Annotated in this window: 20 protein-coding genes; 8 read left to right on the top strand and 12 right to left on the bottom strand. The window is 33.4% G+C overall.

The window, feature by feature from the left end; translation table 11 throughout:
• Positions 1-49: 49 nt before the first annotated feature.
• From ACZIYX_RS12080 to hutH, 5 genes are all read right to left on the bottom strand, one after another.
• Entirely contained in the window at positions 50-850 is an 801-nt protein-coding gene (locus ACZIYX_RS12080; protein ID WP_462682502.1) for an N-formylglutamate amidohydrolase, read from the bottom strand.
• The gene (locus ACZIYX_RS12075) at positions 837-1,439 is read right to left on the bottom strand and encodes a HutD/Ves family protein (protein WP_462682501.1); all 603 of its coding nucleotides are present in this window, start codon (positions 1,437-1,439) and stop codon (positions 837-839) included. The genes ACZIYX_RS12080 and ACZIYX_RS12075 overlap by 14 nt, the downstream gene beginning before the upstream one ends.
• Positions 1,440-1,452: 13 nt before the next feature.
• Positions 1,453-3,453, bottom strand: coding sequence for a urocanate hydratase (locus ACZIYX_RS12070; protein WP_462682500.1), 2,001 nt, complete (start codon positions 3,451-3,453; stop codon positions 1,453-1,455).
• A gap of 112 nt (positions 3,454-3,565) precedes the next feature.
• Positions 3,566-4,807 (bottom strand): imidazolonepropionase, encoded by a 1,242-nt coding sequence (gene hutI, locus ACZIYX_RS12065; protein WP_462682499.1) that lies wholly within the window; start codon positions 4,805-4,807, stop codon positions 3,566-3,568.
• An 86-nt stretch (positions 4,808-4,893) separates the two neighbouring features.
• Positions 4,894-6,474 (bottom strand): histidine ammonia-lyase, encoded by a 1,581-nt coding sequence (gene hutH / locus ACZIYX_RS12060; protein WP_462682498.1) that lies wholly within the window; start codon positions 6,472-6,474, stop codon positions 4,894-4,896.
• 82 nt (positions 6,475-6,556) lie between these two features.
• On the opposite strand from hutH, the gene ACZIYX_RS12055 reads away from it, so the two are divergent.
• A complete protein-coding gene (locus ACZIYX_RS12055; RefSeq protein ID WP_462682497.1) occupies positions 6,557-7,435 on the top strand; it encodes a LysR family transcriptional regulator in 879 nt (292 codons plus the stop codon).
• 182 nt (positions 7,436-7,617) lie between these two features.
• Here the strand turns inward: ACZIYX_RS12055 and ACZIYX_RS12050 are convergent, their stop codons facing one another.
• The 4 genes from ACZIYX_RS12050 to ACZIYX_RS12035 form a co-directional block, all read right to left on the bottom strand.
• Positions 7,618-7,986 carry a SnoaL-like domain-containing protein gene (locus ACZIYX_RS12050; protein ID WP_462682496.1) on the bottom strand — a complete coding sequence of 123 codons (369 nt, stop codon included), beginning with the start codon at positions 7,984-7,986 and terminating at the stop codon, positions 7,618-7,620.
• Between the two features lie 82 nt (positions 7,987-8,068).
• Complete coding sequence (locus ACZIYX_RS12045) at positions 8,069-9,379, bottom strand: cryptochrome/photolyase family protein (RefSeq protein ID WP_462682495.1); 1,311 nt, start codon at positions 9,377-9,379, stop codon at positions 8,069-8,071.
• A gap of 99 nt (positions 9,380-9,478) precedes the next feature.
• Positions 9,479-9,835 carry a hypothetical protein gene (locus tag ACZIYX_RS12040; RefSeq protein ID WP_462682494.1) on the bottom strand — a complete coding sequence of 119 codons (357 nt, stop codon included), beginning with the start codon at positions 9,833-9,835 and terminating at the stop codon, positions 9,479-9,481.
• Positions 9,836-9,931: 96 nt separating this feature from the next.
• The gene (locus tag ACZIYX_RS12035; protein WP_462682493.1) at positions 9,932-10,591 is read right to left on the bottom strand and encodes an MIP/aquaporin family protein; all 660 of its coding nucleotides are present in this window, start codon (positions 10,589-10,591) and stop codon (positions 9,932-9,934) included.
• A gap of 120 nt (positions 10,592-10,711) precedes the next feature.
• Between ACZIYX_RS12035 and ACZIYX_RS12030 the strand changes: the two genes are divergently transcribed.
• On the top strand, positions 10,712-11,554 hold the full coding sequence (locus ACZIYX_RS12030) for a DUF2911 domain-containing protein (RefSeq protein ID WP_462682492.1): 843 nt from the start codon (positions 10,712-10,714) through the stop codon (positions 11,552-11,554).
• 171 nt (positions 11,555-11,725) lie between these two features.
• Here the strand turns inward: ACZIYX_RS12030 and ACZIYX_RS12025 are convergent, their stop codons facing one another.
• Both ACZIYX_RS12025 and ACZIYX_RS12020 read right to left on the bottom strand, forming a co-directional pair.
• A complete protein-coding gene (locus ACZIYX_RS12025; RefSeq protein WP_462682491.1) occupies positions 11,726-12,121 on the bottom strand; it encodes a hypothetical protein in 396 nt (131 codons plus the stop codon).
• Positions 12,122-12,186: 65 nt separating this feature from the next.
• On the bottom strand, positions 12,187-13,035 hold the full coding sequence (locus tag ACZIYX_RS12020) for a hypothetical protein (protein ID WP_462682490.1): 849 nt from the start codon (positions 13,033-13,035) through the stop codon (positions 12,187-12,189).
• A gap of 193 nt (positions 13,036-13,228) precedes the next feature.
• Here ACZIYX_RS12020 and ACZIYX_RS12015 point away from each other — a divergent pair, with 193 nt between their 5' ends.
• The 6 genes from ACZIYX_RS12015 to ACZIYX_RS11990 all read left to right on the top strand — a co-directional run bounded on the left by ACZIYX_RS12015 (position 13,229) and on the right by ACZIYX_RS11990 (position 19,937).
• Positions 13,229-14,110, top strand: coding sequence for a DUF4349 domain-containing protein (locus tag ACZIYX_RS12015; RefSeq protein WP_462682489.1), 882 nt, complete (start codon positions 13,229-13,231; stop codon positions 14,108-14,110).
• 75 nt (positions 14,111-14,185) lie between these two features.
• Positions 14,186-14,782 (top strand): SprT-like domain-containing protein, encoded by a 597-nt coding sequence (locus ACZIYX_RS12010; protein ID WP_462682488.1) that lies wholly within the window; start codon positions 14,186-14,188, stop codon positions 14,780-14,782.
• A gap of 2 nt (positions 14,783-14,784) precedes the next feature.
• Positions 14,785-15,864, top strand: coding sequence for a mannose-1-phosphate guanylyltransferase (locus ACZIYX_RS12005; protein ID WP_462682487.1), 1,080 nt, complete (start codon positions 14,785-14,787; stop codon positions 15,862-15,864).
• Between the two features lie 6 nt (positions 15,865-15,870).
• Positions 15,871-17,319 carry a DUF389 domain-containing protein gene (locus ACZIYX_RS12000; RefSeq protein WP_462682486.1) on the top strand — a complete coding sequence of 483 codons (1,449 nt, stop codon included), beginning with the start codon at positions 15,871-15,873 and terminating at the stop codon, positions 17,317-17,319.
• Positions 17,320-18,753: 1,434 nt separating this feature from the next.
• Positions 18,754-19,467, top strand: coding sequence for a hypothetical protein (locus tag ACZIYX_RS11995; RefSeq protein ID WP_462682485.1), 714 nt, complete (start codon positions 18,754-18,756; stop codon positions 19,465-19,467).
• On the top strand, positions 19,467-19,937 hold the full coding sequence (locus ACZIYX_RS11990; protein ID WP_462682484.1) for a hypothetical protein: 471 nt from the start codon (positions 19,467-19,469) through the stop codon (positions 19,935-19,937). Before ACZIYX_RS11995 ends, ACZIYX_RS11990 begins: the two co-directional genes overlap by 1 nt.
• 54 nt (positions 19,938-19,991) lie before the next feature.
• On the opposite strand, the gene ACZIYX_RS11985 is transcribed toward ACZIYX_RS11990, so the two are convergent.
• Positions 19,992-20,171, bottom strand: coding sequence for a hypothetical protein (locus ACZIYX_RS11985; protein ID WP_462682483.1), 180 nt, complete (start codon positions 20,169-20,171; stop codon positions 19,992-19,994).
• Positions 20,172-20,258: the final 87 nt, after the last annotated feature.

Below are 20,258 nucleotides of genomic sequence, written 5' to 3'. Positions count from 1 at the left end.
ACTCCTGATTTCTGACTCCTGACTCCTGATTTCTGACTCCCGACTTTTATTATTTCAGGACCTCAATTAAACTTTCCATAGTGTTTTGTAGTATCTTCTGTACTTTTTTTGCCCGATCCTTATTATAAGTAATTTCATTATCATCCATATACAGAATTTTGTTCATTTCCAGTTGCAGAGCATGAACATTATTTTCTGGTTTACCAAAGTAGCGGGTTATATGCCCTCCTTTAAAGGGAGAATTATGATTTACAGCAAATTCCCCTGATTTTAATCCGTTTAATGCCGAATTAATGATATCCGGATGTGCTGTTTTTTCATTATTATTTCCTAAAATCATATCAGGAAAAGGATCTTTTTGAATGGTACTTACTTTGTGTCGTATAGAATGTGCATCCCATAATAGTACTTTTCCGAATTGCTTTTTTCTTTCTGCCAACAAGGTTTCGAGTTGTTTATAGTATGGCCAATAATACGTTTCTAATCTTCGATTAATTTCATTTGGATCAGGCTCAAATTCTTTAGAAATATAGATTTTGTTACCATAAAAATCGGTAGTTGGGGTATTGGTAGTGATAAGTCTGTTATCTGTATACAAAGGTACACTTTCAGGATCTCGATTAAGATCAATGACCCATCTGCTTAAATTTGCTTTTATAACTGTAATTCCCATAGAAGGAGCAAATTTGTACAACCAATGTACGTACCAATCGGTATCGTCCAAATGTTTTTGCATCCTTTTTTTATAATGATTTTTTATTTCTTTTGGGAACTTTGTTCCAGAATGCGGGATACTAATGATAATTGGTACTACTGGTGCTTTTGCTTCTTTGATTTTAAATAGTTCCATACTTGTTTTTGTTCATTATTTTTGAAACAACTAAAGTAGTGTCTTTAATGGCAATACTTTGTATATATGTGATAGATGGAGTAGTAACAACTAGTAAATCTCCTTGATCTATTATATACATTGTATTATCTATATTGATTTTAGTTTTTCCAGAATGAACATAAATAAATAGCCATTCCAGATTTTTTTCTATAAGGTATTCTAAGTTTTCATTTTGTTTACTATCAAAAACAATTAATTCTCCTGTGGTTTCCTCTTTAGTCATTAGATTAAAGTCGGTACATTTTCCGATAGATGTAGTTTTCCAGTCTCCTTCAAATTCATCTATATCAAATCTACACAGTTTTTTTTGGTATCTGTTTTCATGAATCAGAATTATCTCTCCTTCTAAAACCATTAATTTTCTGGATACTCCTGGTAATGTGGTAAAAACAGACTTTTCTACCGCAACTGTTGCCATACTTAATCTAAAATCAAAATTTAATTTTGCGTAATCAGCAGAATAGGGATATATAAAAAACTGGGTAGTAGTACCTCCTGACCATGCATTTTTTTTAAAAGTACGGGATTTGATAATTTCAATTTTCATATAGCAAACTAGTTTACATTAAATCTTCCAATAGTTTGTCATCTACTATATTTGGTAAAGTAACTTTAAGCTGTGGTGTTCTTTCCATTTCTCGCTTTATAGCAAATAAAGCTTCTTTATTTCTTGCCCAACTTCTTCTGGAAATACCATTGTTTACATCATAAAATAACATTCGTTCTAATTTTTGGGAGGCTTCTTCTGTGCCGTCCAGTAGCATTCCAAAACCACCATTAATTACTTCTCCCCAGCCAACACCACCACCATTATGAATAGACACCCAGGTAGCTCCTCTAAAGCTATCTCCTATAACATTATGTATGGCCATATCTGCGGTAAATTTGCTGCCATCATATATATTACTGGTTTCGCGATATGGCGAATCTGTGCCACTAACATCGTGGTGATCTCTGCCTAAAACTACAGGAGCCGTTATTTTTCCTGTTTTTATGGCTTTATTAAAAGCTTCGGCAATTTTAATTCTTCCTTCGGCATCTGCATATAAAATACGGGCTTGTGAACCAACTACCAATTTATTTTGTTTAGCTTCCCGTATCCAGGTTATATTATCCTGCATTTGCTGCTGAATTTCTTTTGGAGATACTTTTTTAATAGATTCCATAACTTCTAAGGCTATTTGATCTGTAGTATCCAAATCTTCTGGTTTACCCGAAGTACAGACCCATCTAAAAGGACCAAAACCATAATCAAAACACATTGGACCCAGAATATCCTGTACATAAGACGGGTATTTAAAATCAATTCCATTTTTTGCCATTATGTCTGCTCCGGCACGAGAAGCCTCCAACAAAAATGCGTTACCATAATCAAAAAAATAAGTGCCTCTGGCAGTATGCTTATTTATAGTATCTGCCTGTCGGCGTAAGGATTCTTGTACTTTTTGTTTAAACACATCCGGATTTGTGCTGATTAAAGTATTCGCTTCATCATAGCTTAATCCGGCAGGATAATATCCACCAGACCACGGATTATGTAAAGAGGTTTGATCAGATCCTAGTTGAATATGAATATTTTCATCATAAAATTTCTCCCAAATATCCACAACATTACCTTGGTACGCAATAGATACAATTTCTTTTTGATCCATCGCTTTTTTAGTACGAGTCACTAAATCATTAATATCATCAATAATTTCATCTACCCAACCTTGTTCATGACGTTTTGTAGCAGCTTTTGGATTTACTTCTGCACAAATAGTAATACAACCAGCAATATTTCCTGCTTTAGGCTGTGCACCGCTCATTCCTCCTAATCCGGAGGTCAAAAATATTTTACCGGCAGGAGTTTCCTTTGGTTGTAAAGTTTTTCTAAAAGCATTCATTACCGTAATGGTAGTACCGTGCACTATTCCTTGAGGACCAATATACATATAACTACCTGCGGTCATTTGCCCGTATTGTGTAACCCCAAGCGCATTGTATTTTTCCCAATCATCTGGTTTCGAGTAATTAGGGATCATCATGCCATTGGTAACGACTACTCTTGGAGCATCTTTAGAAGAAGGAAACAATCCCATTGGGTGTCCGGAGTATATATGCAAAGTTTGCTCATCTGTCATTGTTGCCAGATATTGCATAGTCAACAGATATTGTGCCCAGTTTTGAAATACAGCACCATTGCCACCGTAGGTTATTAGCTCATAAGGATGTTGTGCTACTGCATGATCCAGATTATTTTGGATCATTAGCATAATCCCTGCTGCTTGGTTTGTTTTGGATGGATATTCATGGATAGATCGAGCAGATATTTCATATTCTGGCATAAACCTATACATGTAGATACGCCCATAAGTATTTAATTCTTCTAAAAACTCCACAGCAAGTTCTTTATGCCAGTCTTTAGGAAAATATCGCAATGCATTTCTAAGAGCCAATTTTTTTTCCTCAGTAGATAGGATTTGTTTTCGTTTAGGAGCACGACTAACTTTAGAATCTAAAGATTTTTTTTTTGGTACTATTTTAGGAATCCCTTGTAGTATTTGTTCTTTAAAGGTCATCGATATATGTTTTAAATTAAAATTTAGTTAGGTTAAGCAGAGCCGAAATGAAAAAAAAATACTTAAGATCCATCTTCCGATTCGACTCTGGAGGGCAAAAAAAGGAAATGTTTTAGGATACTAAAACTCCTCGTTTCCATACTTGCGAAGGAACAAGTTTACCCTGATGATAAAAAATTTCATGAACAGAGTTGGTAGGAAACAGGTTAAAATCTGCTAACATTCCTGAAACCAATTTTCCTCTATCCTTAAGATTAAGTGCTGCTGCGGCTCTGGAGGTTATCCCGGCAAGAACTTCGGCATTACTTAATTTTTCAAAAGTTCCTAAAACACAAGCCTGCATAAGCAAATCTCCCATAGGAGCAGAACCAGGATTCCAATCGCTTGCTATTGCCAGCGCTCCTCCTGCATCCAGAATTTTTCTGGCAGGAGTAAAACTACATCCTAGTCCTATCGATGCACCAGGTAATGCTACAGAAACTACATTGCTGTTTGCCAACATTTCAATTTCTGTATCGGTACTTGCTTCTAAATGATCGGCACTTATTGCTTTTACTTTTACAGCAACTTCACTACCTCCTGCGGTAAATTGATCTGCATGTACAGTAATATCAAATCCCATCTGTTTTGCTTTTTCAAAATAAGGATAAATATGAGATGGAGAAAAAGCACTTTGCTCTATAAAAGCATCAATTCTATTTGCTAGTTTTTCTTCTTTTAAAACAGGAAATAGGGTAGTACTGATTTCTTCGAGATATTCTTTATGGTTCCCTGTATAGTCTTTTGGTAACATGTGTGCTGCAAGACAAGTGGTAATTAGATCTGTTTTTGTTTCTGGGCGGGCATTTTTTATAGCTCGCAGCATTTTGAGCTCTTCTTCTACAGATAAGCCATATCCGCTTTTTACTTCCACCGTTGTAATTCCATTTTTTAATAGTGTATTGGCTCTTTTTACTATACCACCAGAGAGTTCTTGCATAGTAGCTTTTCTGGTTTGGGTTACCGTATCCCAAATACCACCACCAGCTTTTGCTATTTCAAGATAAGATTTTCCTGCATTTCGCATTGCATAGTCATTAGCTCTTGATCCCGAAAAACAGATATGTGTATGTGCATCTATAAATCCCGGAGTACACACATAATCTGTGCGTAGTTCTATAATTTCTGTTGTATTTTTATCTGCTTTTTCTTTTAAATCTGAAAATAAACCAATAGTATGTATTTTTTCGCCTTCAATAAGTATACCTGCTTTTTCTATGATAGTTAGATCCTGATCTTTTACAGAGCCTTTGGTTTTTATAGTTTCCAAAGAGATAAGTTGTGTGATTGGACCTATTAGTTTATACTGTTTCATATTGTATTTTTAGTAATGAACTGGATGTATACCATTTCTTAAATGAAAAAAATCTGTCTTGTTTTTAATTAAATTATAGTATCGTTTTAATAAACTTCAAATTCATTTGAAAACGGGGTTTCTATAGATACCTGTTCTTTTTCTGCTATTTGGCTAGCGATATTAATAATTGTTCTGTTTTTAATTATTTCAATTCCTTTTTCGATATCATCGGCAAATACACGGTCTTTATCTGCAAAAGAGACCGTTTCACGCACTTTTTTGTGAATTTCATCCAAAATTATCCCGGATTTTAATGGTTTTCTGAACTCAAATGCTTGTGCAGCGGTTAAAAGTTCTATAGCCAGTATTTTTTCTAGGTTATCAATAACTCGTAAAGCTTTTCTTCCTCCTATAGATCCCATACTTACATGGTCTTCCTGACCGAGTGAAGTAGGAATACTATCTGCACTTGAAGGAAAACACAATCCTTTGTTTTCACTTGCTAATGCTGCTGTGGTATATTGTAGTATCATATAGCCTGAATTAATACCAGTATCCGACATTAATAGTTTAGGAACTCCGGGAGAGTTACCTTCTAAAGATAAGTATATTCTTCGATCAGAGATATTACCAAGTTCTGAAGCTGCCAGACATGCATAGTCTATTGCCATTGCCAAGGGTTGCCCATGAAAACTACCTCCGCTAATGGTAAGCTCTTCATTAATAATAATAGGGTTGTCGGTTACAGAATTCAATTCAACCTCCAAAAGCTCTTTTAAATGTAACCATGCATTTCTGGATGCACCATGAACCTGTGGCATACATCGAAGTGAATAAGGATCCTGGACTCTTTCACAATCGATATGATCTTCCATTATTTCAGATCCCTTTAGTAGTGATTTTATTCTGGAAGCAACATGTATATTGCCCTTAAAAGGACGTAGTTGATGTAGTTCTTCAAAAAATGGTTTTACAGATCCTTGCAACCCTTCTATCATCATTGCACCGATAATATCAGCTTGTGATAAGCAACTATGCAGTTTGGCTACTACTTGTACTGCGTGTGCTGCAATAAACTGTGTTCCGTTTATAAGAGCTAGTCCTTCTTTTGGACCTAAATCAACAGGTTTTATTCCAGTTTCTATAAATAATTCTGCTGTAGTAATAGTTTTATTGTGGTAAACTACTTTTCCTAATCCTAATAAAGGTAGAAAAAGATGAGATAAAGGAGCTAAATCTCCTGATGCTCCAACTGATCCCTGACTGGGAACAACAGGTATCGCATCATTATCAATATGCCATAAAATTCTATCTAAAGTTTCTTCTGCAATACCAGAATATCCTTTGGATAGAGATTGCACCTTAAGAATCATCATTAATTTTGCGATTTCAGGATCAATGGGCTCTCCTACGCCAACGCTATGACTTTGCAAAATATTACTTTGCAAAAGGTTCGTTTTTTCTTTAGAAATTTTTGTTGTACAAAGAGGTCCAAACCCTGTATTTATACCATAAACAGGATCTCCTTTCTCTACAATGTTTAGTACAGCTTGTCTGCTGGTTTTAATTTTTTCTCTGGAAGTTTCAGAAATAATCCCCTGGATTTTTCCTTGAGCAATTTTTAAAGCTATTCCTGCTGTTAAATGATCTTCTCCGTATAAAAAATGATGTATTGTTTCTGACATTATCGTGTTTTTATTTGCTAGCACTAATTTAATATCTATTTTTAATAATTAGAAATACTAAATTTGTCATTAATTAATAACTATGAGTTATCAAATAGAATTACGGCATTTTACCTATTTTTTGGCTGTAGCCGAAGAATTGCATTTTAGAAAAGCAGCAGATCGATTATTTATTTCTCAACCAGGTTTGAGCAGACAGATTAAGCAAATGGAAGAAATAATAGGAGTGACTCTTTTTATAAGAAATAAGAGAAAAGTAAGTTTAACCGTTGCCGGAGAATATTTAAAAAAAGAATTGGATTATGTTTTTAATCATATTGATTTTACCCTAAAACAAACTCGTTTAATAGATAAAGGTAATGATGGGGAGATTCGAATAGGGTTTTTGGGTTCTGCTATACAAACGGTTATCCCAGAATTATTGGTAAAAGTTAATGAGCAATACCCTAATGTACAATTTAGCTTAGAAGAAATGTCTAATCACTTACAAGTTGAAGGGATAGAAAAAGATCAACTAGATCTTGGTTTTGTTAGATTGGCAAGGGTGCCTAAGGGAATAGAAATGAAAACGGTACATACAGATACATTTTCATTGGTTTTACCAAAAAATCATTTTTTAGAGAAGAAGAATTTTAAAAACATAGCACAGGTATCGGATCAGCATTTTATTTTATTTTCCTCGGATTATAGTTCTCTTTACTATGATAAAATTATGAGTATATGCGAGGATAAAGGTTTTACGCCTAAAGTTTCTCATAAATCGGTGCATGCACAGACTATTTTTAAACTGGTAGAGAGTGGGTTGGGGGTAGCAATAGTTCCTACATCATTGCAATACGGGTTTGATTTGGGGGTAAAATTTTTGGAAATACCAAAAATACCTCAAAAAGCTACACTTTCTGTTATTTGGAAACAGGATAATCGTAATCCTGCTTTAGAACAAATAAAAAGATTTCTTTAAAGATAAAAAAAAGGATAAAGAAATGTTTATACAAGCAGGAGCACAGTCTAGACCTATTTAATGAGAGAAATAGGTCCCGGCTGTGCTCCTTGCATTTTAATATTTTTATAAAGATGGAACAGATAACTGCATGTTGATCTCTACAAGATTGTTTTTAAGGCTATCTGTTTGTTAGGATAAGACTATTGAGGGGGCATGGAATAAAAAAATTGTTCTTCGGTTATTTTGCCATTGTTTACTTGGTATACGCATACTTCTTCTATTTGCATACGACCACTTTCTTTAAAAGTACAATCCATTTTCATAGAGCAGCTAAAGTGGTTTTCTGCAACTACCGGATCTGATATTTCACCACCATGAAACTCCTCTACAGAGGCATACCAATCTTCACTTTTTTTGATTACAGCATCAATGCCTGTAGTTATTTCATTTGGGCTTCCCGGCATTTCTTTACTTATGATATTGTTATCATATAATTCGTTAAGAGCTTGCATATTTTCACCTTGACGACAAAGCTCAACTAATCGATTTGCAACTGTTTGAGTATTCATTATATTATGATTTATTGATTATACGAAGACAAAATACAAAAAACTTATGGTTATAATTTTAAAGAAATGTTATAAAAATGAATTATTGATTAAGAGCTTCTTTATATATTTTTAAGCATCGTTTTCGTGCAGTTTTATGCTCTATCATTGGTGGTGGATAAGTAAGCTCATTAAGGTCTTTTACCCAAGTGTTTATATACGCAAGTTGCTTGTCAAATTTAGCGATTTGAGTGGTAGGGTTAAAAATCCTGAAGTAGGGAGCTGCGTCAACTCCCGATCCTGCTGCCCATTGCCAGTTTCCAACATTTGCAGACATGTCATAATCCAGTAGTTTTTCGGCAAAATAAGCTTCTCCCCAACGCCAGTCGATAAGCAAATGTTTGCATAAAAAACTAGCAACAACCATTCGTACCCGATTATGCATATATCCGGTTTTATTTAATTGTCTCATTCCTGCATCTACTAATGGATATCCTGTTTCCCCTTTTTTCCATTTCTCAAAATCTTCTTCCTTATTTATCCAATCAATTCTGTCGTATTTTGGTTTAAAAGAAGTATTTTTTGTACGGGGATAGTGCCACAGGATTTGCATAAAGAACTCTCTCCAGATAAGTTCTGATAAAAAGACTTCATTTTTTTCGGCAATTGCTTTTTTCATGATTGTTCTTATTCCTACAGTTCCAAAGCGAAGATGGGGTCCCAATCCAGAGGTTCCGTTTTTTTTTGAAGGATAGTTTCGGGTTTCTTCATAGTTTTGAACAAGATCTGGCGAAACATCAAAACCCTTAATTTTTATAAGGGATTTTTTAAAACCCATATCGCTTAATGAAATATTGGGGAGCCTTGTGTTTTTTATTAGATTATCTAAGTATTGAGAGGTGTAATATATTTTTAAATTAGATTCTTCAAAAATTTCTTTCCACTTGTTTTTATATGGTGTGTAAACAAGATAAGGGTCTCCGTTTGGCTTTACTATTTCATTTTTTTCAAAAATCACCTGATCTTTAAAAGTATTAAAACGAATGTTTTTGTTGTCTAAAAATTCTTTAACCTCTTTATCTCTATCTCGTGCATAAGGCTCATAATCATGATTAGTGTATACCGTTTCTATTTGGTATTGAGATATTAATTCTTGAAAAACATTTTTTGGTTTACCATAAAAAACAGCTATTGAACTATCGTGTTGTTCTTGCAATTTTTTGCGCATGGACTGTAAATTTTCATGGATAAAAGAAACTCTGGCATCGTTGTTATGCAATTCTTTTAAAATATCCTTATCAAATATAAAAATTGGCAATACAGGATTTTTGTCTTGAAGAGCTTTGAAAAAACCTGCATTATCGTCTAATCGCAGATCTCTTCTATACCAAAACACACATATTTTTTTTACCATTTTTAGTTATATTTAAGGTAGATATATCACCATAGATATTACTGTATATATCCTCATAAAAATATAAGATTATATAATAAAATTACGATCATATTTTGGTCAAAAAAAACTTTTAGCCCAGGATTTAGCTTCTTCGAGTGTGCTAAAAAAAGTAAAAGATTTACCATATAATGGTTGTTCTATTATAGCTTTATCTCTTTCTTTATTGTCGCTGGATACAATGGCGATCCCTTTCATATTATCAAGCTGCCCTTTTTTATATATTTCAGAAGAAATCTCATGTTTGTATTTACGGTAGCTAATCATTATAAAATCTTTAGATTTATAATAGTCGCGTAATTTTTCTCTTATTATAGAGGCTTTATGTAATGTGAAATCTACATTTTCATTAACTGTAAGAATAGAGAATTTGTCATGTAGCTCTATTTCACAAAATTCATTAGTAAAATGTTCCATAGGGGGGTATGGTTTTTCTAAAAAGAGTAAATATATGTTAAAAACAATTAATTTTACCTAAATATAGATATTTTAGAAATAAGTTATTAATATATTTTAACAATCCTTACAGCAATCCTCTGATTTTGTTGCTTTACAGGTCAAAACGGCTAGTAGAGCCCCAAAAACCGGAGCTATAAAATATAACCATTGGTGCTCCCAATGTCCTGATAATAAGGCTGGCCCCAGAGATCTGGCAGGGTTCATAGATGCATTTGTTACAGGGCCGGCAAACATAGCCTCCAATAATACTACCCCACCAACAGCAATACCTGCCATTGTACCTGTTTCTTTAGATCCAGAGGATACATTAATAATTACTACCATTAAAAAATAAGCGAGCAATGTTTCCAGAACAAATGCTTTAAGCGGTTCGATTGTTGGTATAGTACCACCTAAAAATTCACTTTGAGGGAATAAATACAGTAAAATACTACTTGCTAATATAGAACCAATAAATTGTGCAATAATGTATTTTGGGACATCTTTCCATTCAAATTTTTTGGCATAGGCAAAAGCTATCGTAACCGCAGGATTAAAATGCGCACCAGATATTTCTCCAAAAGCATATATCATAGCCATTACGATAAGCCCCCAGGTGATTGCTATTCCTACATGGGTAATATCCCCTGCTGTAATTTCATTAATTGTCATAGCTCCTGTACCACAAAATACCAAGCTAAATGTTCCTATACCTTCAGAAATATATCTTTTCATTGTTCTATTTAAAAGCTAACAAATATAGGATTCTTATTTTTATGGTTTTGTTAACTTTTTGCAAGAGTGTAATTCTTATTTTCGTTACAGAATAAATTAAAACAAACAAAATTATACACAATGAAAAAGATTGTCTTATTTCTTTCTGTTGCTTTATTATCCTTCGGGATCAAAGCTCAGGTAAAAACACCACAACCAAGTCCGGCTTCAAAAATCGAACAGGTTATTGGATTAACAGATGTTTCAGTAGAGTACTCGCGTCCTAGTATGAAAGGAAGAACTATCTTTGGAGATTTGGTGCCTTTTGATAAACTTTGGAGAACAGGAGCCAATAAAAATACACAGATTACTTTTGGTGATGATATAAAGATTGACGGTAAAGAACTTAAAAAAGGTACTTATGCAATTTTTACTAAACCGGGTAAAGAAAACTGGGAAGTAATTTTTTATAGCGACACAAACAATTGGGGAACTCCTCAAAAATGGGATGATGCTAAGGTGGCTGCAAGTGTAAAAGTAAAAGCCAATACATTACCTATGAATGTAGAAACGTTTACTATAATGTTTAGTGATTTTACTATAAATTCTGCTGTCCTTAGCTTTATTTGGGCTAATACCGAAGTAGGAGTTACTATAGAAACCCCGGCAAAAGAGGCTGCTATAGCAAGTATTGAAAAAACTATGGCAGGCCCGTCTGATGGGGATCACTATCAGGCCGCTACATTTTATAAAGAAATTGGTGAGACAGCTAAAGCCAAAGAACATATAGATAAAGCCATTTCTTTGCGTAAAGAACCTGCTTTTTGGCATTACAGACAACAATCTTTGATTTATGCAAAATCCGGAGATAAGGATGGGGCAATAAAAGCAGCTAAAACTTCGTTAGAGTTAGCAGAGAAGGCTGGAAATGCTGACTATGTTAAAATGAACAAAGACTCCCTTGCTGAGTGGGGAGCTAAATAAACACTCTTTCTCACACACAAATTATTTAAAAAGCATTCTGGTTATCAGGATGCTTTTTTTATTTTATAACCTTTATTACAATAGGAGCATTTTTTTGGCTTGCTCAAAATCAAAATGTATTTTCAAAACATGCCCTTATAGGCTTGTTGATTTTGGCGGACAATACTTAACTTAAGATTGTTTTTTTTGAATAGTATCAAAAGAAATCTTAGTAGATAGTAATTCTTCTCCGTCAATTTTAATTACAGATGTCTTAATATAGGTGATGATAGTATCTGTTTGATGCTCTAAAACAACTTTTGTTACTACCTTTTTTACAGAATCAGAAACGATTTCGAAAGGAGATATAAGTTCAATACGTTTAAGTTTGGTGCTATGCTTATTTGAAAGTAATTTATATCCTTCTGTTTCAATGTTAAAACCAGGGTTGGTTTTCATCAATACTGCTTTGTCCAAATATTCCTGAAGTTTTTGCTGTATTAGTATAGAGTATGCTTCAGTTTTTGAAAGATAGGGAGTAGGTTCTTCTTCTAAGATTTCAAAAGCCTCAGAATTTTCTGTGTTCATAATTTTAGAAGCATTTTTTGCACATCCAAAACAGAGCAAGACAAGTATAGTGTATATAAATTTTCTCATGACTTTATCCGAAATTTTAGTTTAACGATCTGCTCATTTAATTTTTGCGACTCTATAACCTCAATGTTTTTTAAGCTTTGCGTGGGAGTAGTTAATTTATCTATAAATTCCTTTTTAGTATACATTTCGATACCTAGTCGATGAGGCAATACCTGAAAAATAGTTGCATTGTCAGCAATTATTTTGGCTAATTCTTTTCTTCGATTTTGCCAATCTTCAATTTTTCCATTGGCATAATAATGAAGCATTAATGCATAATCATCAGTTTTTATATGAAGGTTTTCCGGGCTTTTTGAAGAGGCTGTCCTATATATGGTATCTGTTTTGTGATAGGGGGATTGTATTATAAAATGAATGTAGTTATCCTTTGTTTTCCAGATAAAACATCCTACACTATCGCTTTTTGAATAAAATGGAGATTCCCCATTATTAAGGATTATAATATCAATAGGCGTTTTAACAGTTCGATTTCTATCTTGATCTATAAAACAAAAACTAAAAGTGTTTTCTTTTGGAATTAAGAAGTATATAACTGTTAATATAATAAATCCCAAAAATACGAACCCAAACCCAAACCGTTTTTGGATATCCCTGTTTTTTGGGGAACGGGAAGAGGCAGGATGGTTGCTTTTAAAATCATTCCAGTTTTTATATCCACAATATTGTGATAATAAATTCAGGATATCTATTCTGGGTAATTTTTCTGAAGAACTTTTAAAATAACTATAAAAAGATTTTTCACTAATAGTGCCTTTTACTTTTTCTTGTAAATCTTCTTTAAATAATATGATTTCTTGCCCTTTCCATTCAGAAATATCCAAACCAGAAGTGGTATGCTGTTGCAAAAATTGTTTTGCTACAGCTTTTTTAAGAATATCAAACAGTATTTTTTCGTCTGAAGTTATAGTAGTAATGTTTTGATAATGAATGATTTGTTTTTTGTAAAATAGTTTACAAAGGCTTTACATACGTTTTGCAATAAATAAATAACAATAGCTTTTATGTTTGTTTTTGATTTAACGATATAAAAATATAAAAATGAAAACTAAGAAAGTTAAAATATCCAGAATAATAGCTGTTACAGGAGTAGTATTATTAAGTTATTCCTGCTCTAAAATGGAAAACAAATACCGGATGGAGACAGAAAACATCATGGTAGAAGAAACAGGAGAGACGTCTGGATTGTCTGGTGTTAAACAAGGTATCGAGGAGAAGTCAGAGGCAGAACCTAATGCAAGGCAAACAGAAAAGGATAATGTAGATTTTGAACTAAAAATTATTAAAGAAGCCAATTGCAGAATTAAGGTTGTAAATGTTGAAGAAGCTACTTTGTTGGCAAAAAAAATAGCGACAAAGTATAAAGGATACATTTCAGACCAGCGGTTTACAAACACTAATTATAGTAAAGAAAACAGGTTTACAATCAAGATTCCACAAAATGATTTTGATACTGTTTTGGATAGTATTTGTGGGATAGCAGAGTTTGTAGAGTTTAAAAATATATCTACCATAGATGTAACCGAAGAATATATAGATATAACTTCACGATTAAAAACAAAGTTTGAAGTAAAACAACGTTATGAAACTATTTTGAAAAACAAAGCCAAAACAGTAGAAGATGTTTTAATGGCAGAAGAAAAATTAAGCAAACTTCAGGAAGAGATAGAATCTGCCCAAGGCAGATTAAACTACTTAGGTAATAAGGTAGTTTATAGTACTATCCAGTTAGATATATATGAAACTATAATCCCAAAAGAACAGCCAGAAGGATATATCCTTGGTTTTTTTGATAAAGCAAAAAAAGGATTGTCTTTTGGATGGGCTGTTATAGAAACTCTAACATTGTCATTGTTTTATATTTGGCCTTTACTTATTATAGGAATCCTTGTTTTTGCATATTTTAAATGGAGTAGAAAGTAAAAAAATAATGAATTAAGTGTGCCATTATGGTGCGCTTAATTTTGTATTTTGCGGGAGCAAAAAGAAAATTAATAATTGAAAGAGATACTAGGACGATATATCCCGGAAAGAGCAGTAGATCAGGTGTTTGATCTTATTATAAAGTGTAATGTGCATCTTAAGATTGTTAATGAACGAGTTACACGCCATGGCGATTATCGTAGAATGCCAGATGGCAGGCATCAAATCACGGTAAATGCATCTCTTAACAAGTACAGGTTTTTTATTACTCTTATTCATGAAATAGCCCATTTGATAGCTTTTGAAAAATATGGGCGTTATATTAAACCCCATGGTATCGAATGGAAAAAAACTTTTCAGCAATTAATGTTGCCTTATATTCATCCGGAGATTTTTCCCACTCGTTTATTACCAGTTATAGCGCATCATTTTAAAAATCCCAGAGCAAGTAGTGATACAGATGAAAAATTAGCATTAGCCCTTAAACAATATGATCCTGCTAATGATAAAAATTATATCTTTGAGTTACCCCTGGGAAGTGTCTTTAGATTATATAACGGCAGGATCTTCAAAAAAGGTGATAAGAGAGTAAAGCGATACGAGTGTGTGGAGCTTAATACAGGAAAAATTTACCTATTTAACCCAAATGCAGAAGTCGAACTATTAAATTGATTATGAATAAAGATTACTATGCAATTTTGATGGCTGGTGGAGTAGGTTCAAGATTTTGGCCTGTGAGTACTACAGGGTTCCCTAAACAGTTCCATGATATGTTGGGAACAGGAGAAACCTTGATCCAACGCACATTTTTTCGCTTATCTAAAATTGTTCCAAAAGAAAATATACTTATACTTACTAATGAGCGATATAATGATTTGGTATTAGAACAACTGCCAGAGGTCAATCAACAACAAGTGGTTACAGAGCCGGCGATGCGTAATACAGCACCATGTATTTTATATGCGGGGTTAAAAATTCAAAAAAAGAACCCTGATGCTGTAATGGTTGTAGCGCCAAGCGATCATTGGATCGAAGATGAAGATGCATTTATAAAAAATTTGGAACAAAGTTTTATAGCATGCTCTAAAAAAGATATACTAATGACTTTGGGGATTAACCCCACTTTTCCTAATACTGGTTATGGTTATATTCAGTACGATATAGAAAATGAAGTCAATATTAAAAAAGTGGTTCAGTTTACAGAAAAACCGAACTACGAAACAGCAAAACAATTTATATCTAAAGGAAATTATCTTTGGAATGCCGGGATCTTTGTATGGAGCGTTAAAAGTATTGTAACTGCTTTTGAAAAATTTCAAGAAGAAATGACCACGTTATTTAAAAAAGGGTCGTTTGTCTATAATACAGAGCAAGAGAACGATTTTATACAAAAAAAATACCCGTTGGCAGAAAATATATCGATAGATTATGCAATTTTGGAGAAAGCAGAAAATGTATATGTCCTGCCAGCAATTTTTGATTGGAACGATCTGGGAACCTGGGGGTCTTTATATGATAAATTAGAAAAAACAGAAGCTAATAATGCGGTGGTTAATGCAAGAGTTTTATCTCATGATGCATCTGGTAATATGATAAGAACAACAAAAGATAAAATTGTTGTGATTGATGGATTGCAAGATTATATTATTGTAGATAAAGATGAAGTACTTTTGATATATCCAAAAAAGAAAGAACAGGATATAAAAGAAGTACTTAAAAAAGTAAAAGAAACATACGGAGAAAAATACATATAAAATAGCATGAAAGAAGATACAAACCAACAATCCGGGGCTAATCAGGAAGAAATGGCAGAATCGGTTAAAAGAGATGCCAAAGGTCTTATTGAAAGTGTAAGTACTTTTCTTAAAGAATTACTGGATATACGATCGCAAACAGATAAAGATCAAACTATCGAAGATGTAAAAAACGATATTCCATTTAAAGGTCATAATGCATGGATTCTTATTTTTTCGGTATTTGTAGCGTCTATAGGTCTTAATGTTAGCTCTACTGCTGTAGTAATAGGAGCTATGCTTATTTCACCATTAATGGGGCCTATTGTAGGCATTGGATTATCTATTGCAATTAATGATATTGATACCTTAAGACGGTCTTTGGTTAATTTGGGAGTAATGGTTGGTTTAAGTGTTCTTACTGCAACGTTATACTTTTGGGTTTCACCTTTAACAGAACTTACTCCAGAACTTGAGGCCAGAACAGCACCTACTATTTTGGATGTATTGGTAGCTGTTTTTGGAGGTTTGGCATTGATAGTAGCCAAATCCAAAAAAGGAACCATGGCCAATGCTATTGCAGGAGTAGCTATCGCTACAGCATTAATGCCTCCGTTATGCACAGTAGGGTATGGTATTGCAGAGTGGGAGTTGGAGTATGCCATAGGGGCATTGTATTTATTTTCTATAAATGCTACATTTATTGCTTTATCTACATTTATAGTTTCTAAATTATTGCGTTTTCCGATGTTGCGATACGCTAATTCGGCAAAAAGAAAACGTACTGCGCAATTTGCCTCTTTATTAGCAATATTGGTAATGATTCCTGCAATATATACCTTTTATGTAACACTTAACGAGAGCAATGCAGAGAGGGATTATAAAGCGTTTATAGCAAATGAAATTGAAGCAAATGAGAACCTTTATATGCGAAAAGATTTTTATGATTATAACAATAAAGCTATTAAATTATTTTTTGACGGAGAGATCAATGAAGCAACGGTAAGTGATCTGCAAAATGAAATTAAAAAATATCCAAGTATCAGTAATTTTGCCTTGGCTATAAATGGTAACAAATCCAGGGGTATTGACCAAATATCCAAAGCTTACGATAGATCGATAGAACAATTAAACCGGGTAGAAAAAGAGAATGATAAATTGTTAAATGAGATCGAAGACCTAAAGATAAAGATTGCTGAGCTAGAAACACAGCTTAATGAGGCTAACAAAGTAATCCCATTAAATGTGTTGCCTTACGCCAATATTGCTAAAGATGCAAAAATTCGTTTTCCGGATCTTGCAGAGTTAGGATATGCAGAGGTACAAAAATCAAATTTCTTAAAAGTTGATACCATAAAAGTTATTTTTCCAAGGTGGAGATTTCAGGTGTCAGATAGTTTAAATGTGATACGAACAAATTCTTTAAGAGAGTGGATCACCAAAGAAATGAAAGCAGATACATTGTATGTAGAGTAGGTTATATCATTTGCGTTTTGAATTTACCATAATAAAAAAATACTTGGGGTCTAACCAGAAAAAAAATAGCGAAAAGGTTTATTTTCGACCAGACACTAGTTAGGCTAGCCTCATAATTTTAAACCTGACATAGTTTTTATTGAACAGATCCTTTTAGTGTTGGGTTTATCTTTTGGGAAAAAAGCACTTTGAGTTAATGAAGCGTCTACTTTTGTCTTACCAGTTTTAACAATCAACTTATGGGCACTTAATTGACTGTTGATGTTTTTGAAAAGGCGATCATACGATTTTTTCTTGGTTAATTGTGTTCTAAATCGATTCAAAGTGAAGCTTTTGACCTCTGTATTTCTTCTCAGAACGATGTGCCTTTTGTAATTCCTTTTCAATCGGATGCAATCTATTAAAGTATTGATTTGCTTATAAAACTTATACCAATTAAATTTCAAGATGCTCTTTATACATTTGATTAAAAAAGAAGTTACATGTAATCCCTAAGATTCTATTTTCATTGAGTTTATCACTGATAAAATCATGTAATACTATTTTAACTTTGAAAATACTGTAATAGGTATTTAGATAAAATTGGTAAGCTGTTATAAATTTAATAAGGTTACGTTTAAATGAAATTTCAAGGTTTTTTAAAAAGCTCTTCAGCTTTTGGGTCTTTCTTATAATGTGACTTTCGAGCACTTTCAATTTTGATTTATGTTTACGCCTACAATGAGCGTAGAGTGCGAAATAGGGAACAATTTCTTCTAGTTCTTGATCTATCAATAGTTTTAATTCAATATAACTGACCTTTGCAACTGTTTGCCTGATTGGGATTAGCATCGCCCTTTGGAATAGAAAAAGAAAGAAGAAGCAGATATTCCTACAGGTATTGGACAAGCCCGGATAGTAAGGGTTCAGGACGTTGTATGGATCGCAGGTTTATTGGGGTGCTTCAGGACTAGAACGCAAAACTGGCTATCTTATATTAAAAATATTAACTCTGGTGAGAGAACTCCCTATTGGAATGCGAAGGTGGGCAGGGTTTCTAATTCGGTACATTAAATCCCTGTCTGTAAAGCTGCCGATATTCATATTCCCAATACGGCAATTAAAAATAAATTGGTGGTTGCTGCAAAATTAGTTGGATTTAAACGAATTGGAGAGGGAAAGACTTTTGTACATTTGGATAGCGATACTTCCAAATCCCGAAATGTCGCATGGGGATACCCTTCTGGAACAAAGCCACCAATCATTCCGTTTGTATAAATAAAGAAAATTCCAGAGATACCATAGGTATCGTATTGTAAAATTATCTTTTTTTGCGGTATAGATACTGATTATCAAATGTTTTAATAGAAACCATGTAAAAAGTTCATGGTTTTGCCATAAAGCAAAAAGGTATAATTTTCTTAGCTTAGATCCAACATACAGACTCTACTTAAAATGAATTTACTTTTAATTGCCGCAGCTAAAAAGCTAGGTCGGGATACCGATATCATGGACTCTTATTGGAAGTACCAGCAACGGGGGCAAAACTGGTTTTTTTCTCCAAATCCCAATCTGGATCAGGCAACCAGAAAACCTTCTTCTTTGGACAGTTGGAATAGTTGGGACAGGTTATCGGTCAAACAAAAAATGACCTTATCTACTTTGGCAGGTTTTAGAAACGATGCTACCGATGTTATTCGTAATACTTCGCATTTATCCAAATTAAAGGATGCTCTTAGTACATGGAGAAATGATTTGTATAGTATTTTTTGGGCAAATGAGGGAAGTGGAAGGTTGTGGTTATGTAATGTTTTTATAGGGGATGCCATATACCTGTACAATGGTAGTAATTTTATTTCGGGAAACAAACACTACTTTGATCCGTACCAGATATATAGTGGTCAATCTTTTTTAAGAAAAAGAAACAGTTATAAAGAAGTGAAAGCCGGGGATATTGTCGTATTCAAATATGGAGGAAGTCCTAGGCATGTAGAAATCATAACAGAAGTACAAAAGAACTTTTTTGCGGATGACGGGTTTTGTTCTATCGGTGCAGGAAGAGGGCAAGATAATGAAAGTCTGGGAGTAGTCAAATGTGACAGCCATAACTGGTTTCTTGGAGGACGACGTGAATTAGAGGATAAAGGCAACACCTATTTTTATATTTGATGAACAACATAATTAAATTTCATATTGCCAGTAGCATTTTAAACGCTTCTATTATAGGAACGTTTATGATAGTGCATGGCTTAGTTATCGAAGAATTTGACTATTTGTTCTCGATTCGGATTCCTGTATATTTTAATTTGATCTATCTTATTTCGGCTGCTATTATTTCGTGGGTAGCTCCCTTTATGATCCATAAAATAAAGAACTACAAAGAACATTTTTTTGTGCTCTTCGTATTTTATTGGATACTGATTCTAGCCTTTTTAGTATTTGAATATTTTCATCATCTGGAATATACAGAGGCTTATCATGGGGTCTTAGGGTATATAAAACACTGCATAACAAAGATATTAGTAAGGGAGCAAGCCATATTACTATCGGTTTTATTACCCGGGGTGATTTATGGTATACAGTTACTGGTTGGTAGAGCTTTTATCTCTGAATTATATGGTGGCAAGGCTGTAAAGTAGGGAGTCATAAAATTCATAAAATATAGAATAACTTAACTTCATTTGTATAAAATGCTATTTTATAGTACCCTTCAAAATGTTTTTAATCGAACCGTTTATTTTTGTGATATGATCCTCTAAATAATATTGGGCTTTTTTCTTGGTATACACTTCCTCCATTATTTTTAGTATGGTTAGGACATCTTTTTTAGAAGTGGATTTTTTGGCAGCATATTCCAAAAAAGCAATTTTCATTTTCGAATATACCTGGTTCAGTGTTTGTACTTTTTAAGACCGTTGCAAAAGGTCGGTTTACTTGATTTAGTTTTTCTATTAGGTAGA

It is taken from the genome of Aquimarina sp., assembly GCF_977115655.1.
This window is presented reverse-complemented; position numbering and strand designations above follow the sequence as displayed.

Bases quoted from the DNA above. Each gene is read 5' to 3' on its own strand.
- ACZIYX_RS12040 (WP_462682494.1), bottom strand. From the start codon at position 9,835: ATGGAACATTTTACTAATGAATTTTGTGAAATAGAGCTACATGACAAA.
- hutH (WP_462682498.1), bottom strand. From the start codon at position 6,474: ATGTCAGAAACAATACATCATTTTTTATACGGAGAAGATCATTTAACA.
- ACZIYX_RS12005 (WP_462682487.1), top strand. From the start codon at position 14,785: ATGAATAAAGATTACTATGCAATTTTGATGGCTGGTGGAGTAGGTTCA.
- ACZIYX_RS12055 (WP_462682497.1), top strand. From the start codon at position 6,557: ATGAGTTATCAAATAGAATTACGGCATTTTACCTATTTTTTGGCTGTA.
- ACZIYX_RS12050 (WP_462682496.1), bottom strand. From the start codon at position 7,986: ATGAATACTCAAACAGTTGCAAATCGATTAGTTGAGCTTTGTCGTCAA.
- ACZIYX_RS12075 (WP_462682501.1), bottom strand. From the start codon at position 1,439: ATGAAAATTGAAATTATCAAATCCCGTACTTTTAAAAAAAATGCATGG.
- ACZIYX_RS12080 (WP_462682502.1), bottom strand. From the start codon at position 850: ATGGAACTATTTAAAATCAAAGAAGCAAAAGCACCAGTAGTACCAATT.
- ACZIYX_RS11985 (WP_462682483.1), bottom strand. From the start codon at position 20,171: ATGAAAATTGCTTTTTTGGAATATGCTGCCAAAAAATCCACTTCTAAA.
- ACZIYX_RS12030 (WP_462682492.1), top strand. From the start codon at position 10,712: ATGAAAAAGATTGTCTTATTTCTTTCTGTTGCTTTATTATCCTTCGGG.
- ACZIYX_RS12045 (WP_462682495.1), bottom strand. From the start codon at position 9,379: ATGGTAAAAAAAATATGTGTGTTTTGGTATAGAAGAGATCTGCGATTA.
- ACZIYX_RS12000 (WP_462682486.1), top strand. From the start codon at position 15,871: ATGAAAGAAGATACAAACCAACAATCCGGGGCTAATCAGGAAGAAATG.
- ACZIYX_RS11990 (WP_462682484.1), top strand. From the start codon at position 19,467: ATGAACAACATAATTAAATTTCATATTGCCAGTAGCATTTTAAACGCT.
- ACZIYX_RS11995 (WP_462682485.1), top strand. From the start codon at position 18,754: ATGAATTTACTTTTAATTGCCGCAGCTAAAAAGCTAGGTCGGGATACC.
- hutI (WP_462682499.1), bottom strand. From the start codon at position 4,807: ATGAAACAGTATAAACTAATAGGTCCAATCACACAACTTATCTCTTTG.
- ACZIYX_RS12025 (WP_462682491.1), bottom strand. From the start codon at position 12,121: ATGAACACAGAAAATTCTGAGGCTTTTGAAATCTTAGAAGAAGAACCT.
- ACZIYX_RS12015 (WP_462682489.1), top strand. From the start codon at position 13,229: ATGAAAACTAAGAAAGTTAAAATATCCAGAATAATAGCTGTTACAGGA.
- ACZIYX_RS12070 (WP_462682500.1), bottom strand. From the start codon at position 3,453: ATGACCTTTAAAGAACAAATACTACAAGGGATTCCTAAAATAGTACCA.
- ACZIYX_RS12035 (WP_462682493.1), bottom strand. From the start codon at position 10,591: ATGAAAAGATATATTTCTGAAGGTATAGGAACATTTAGCTTGGTATTT.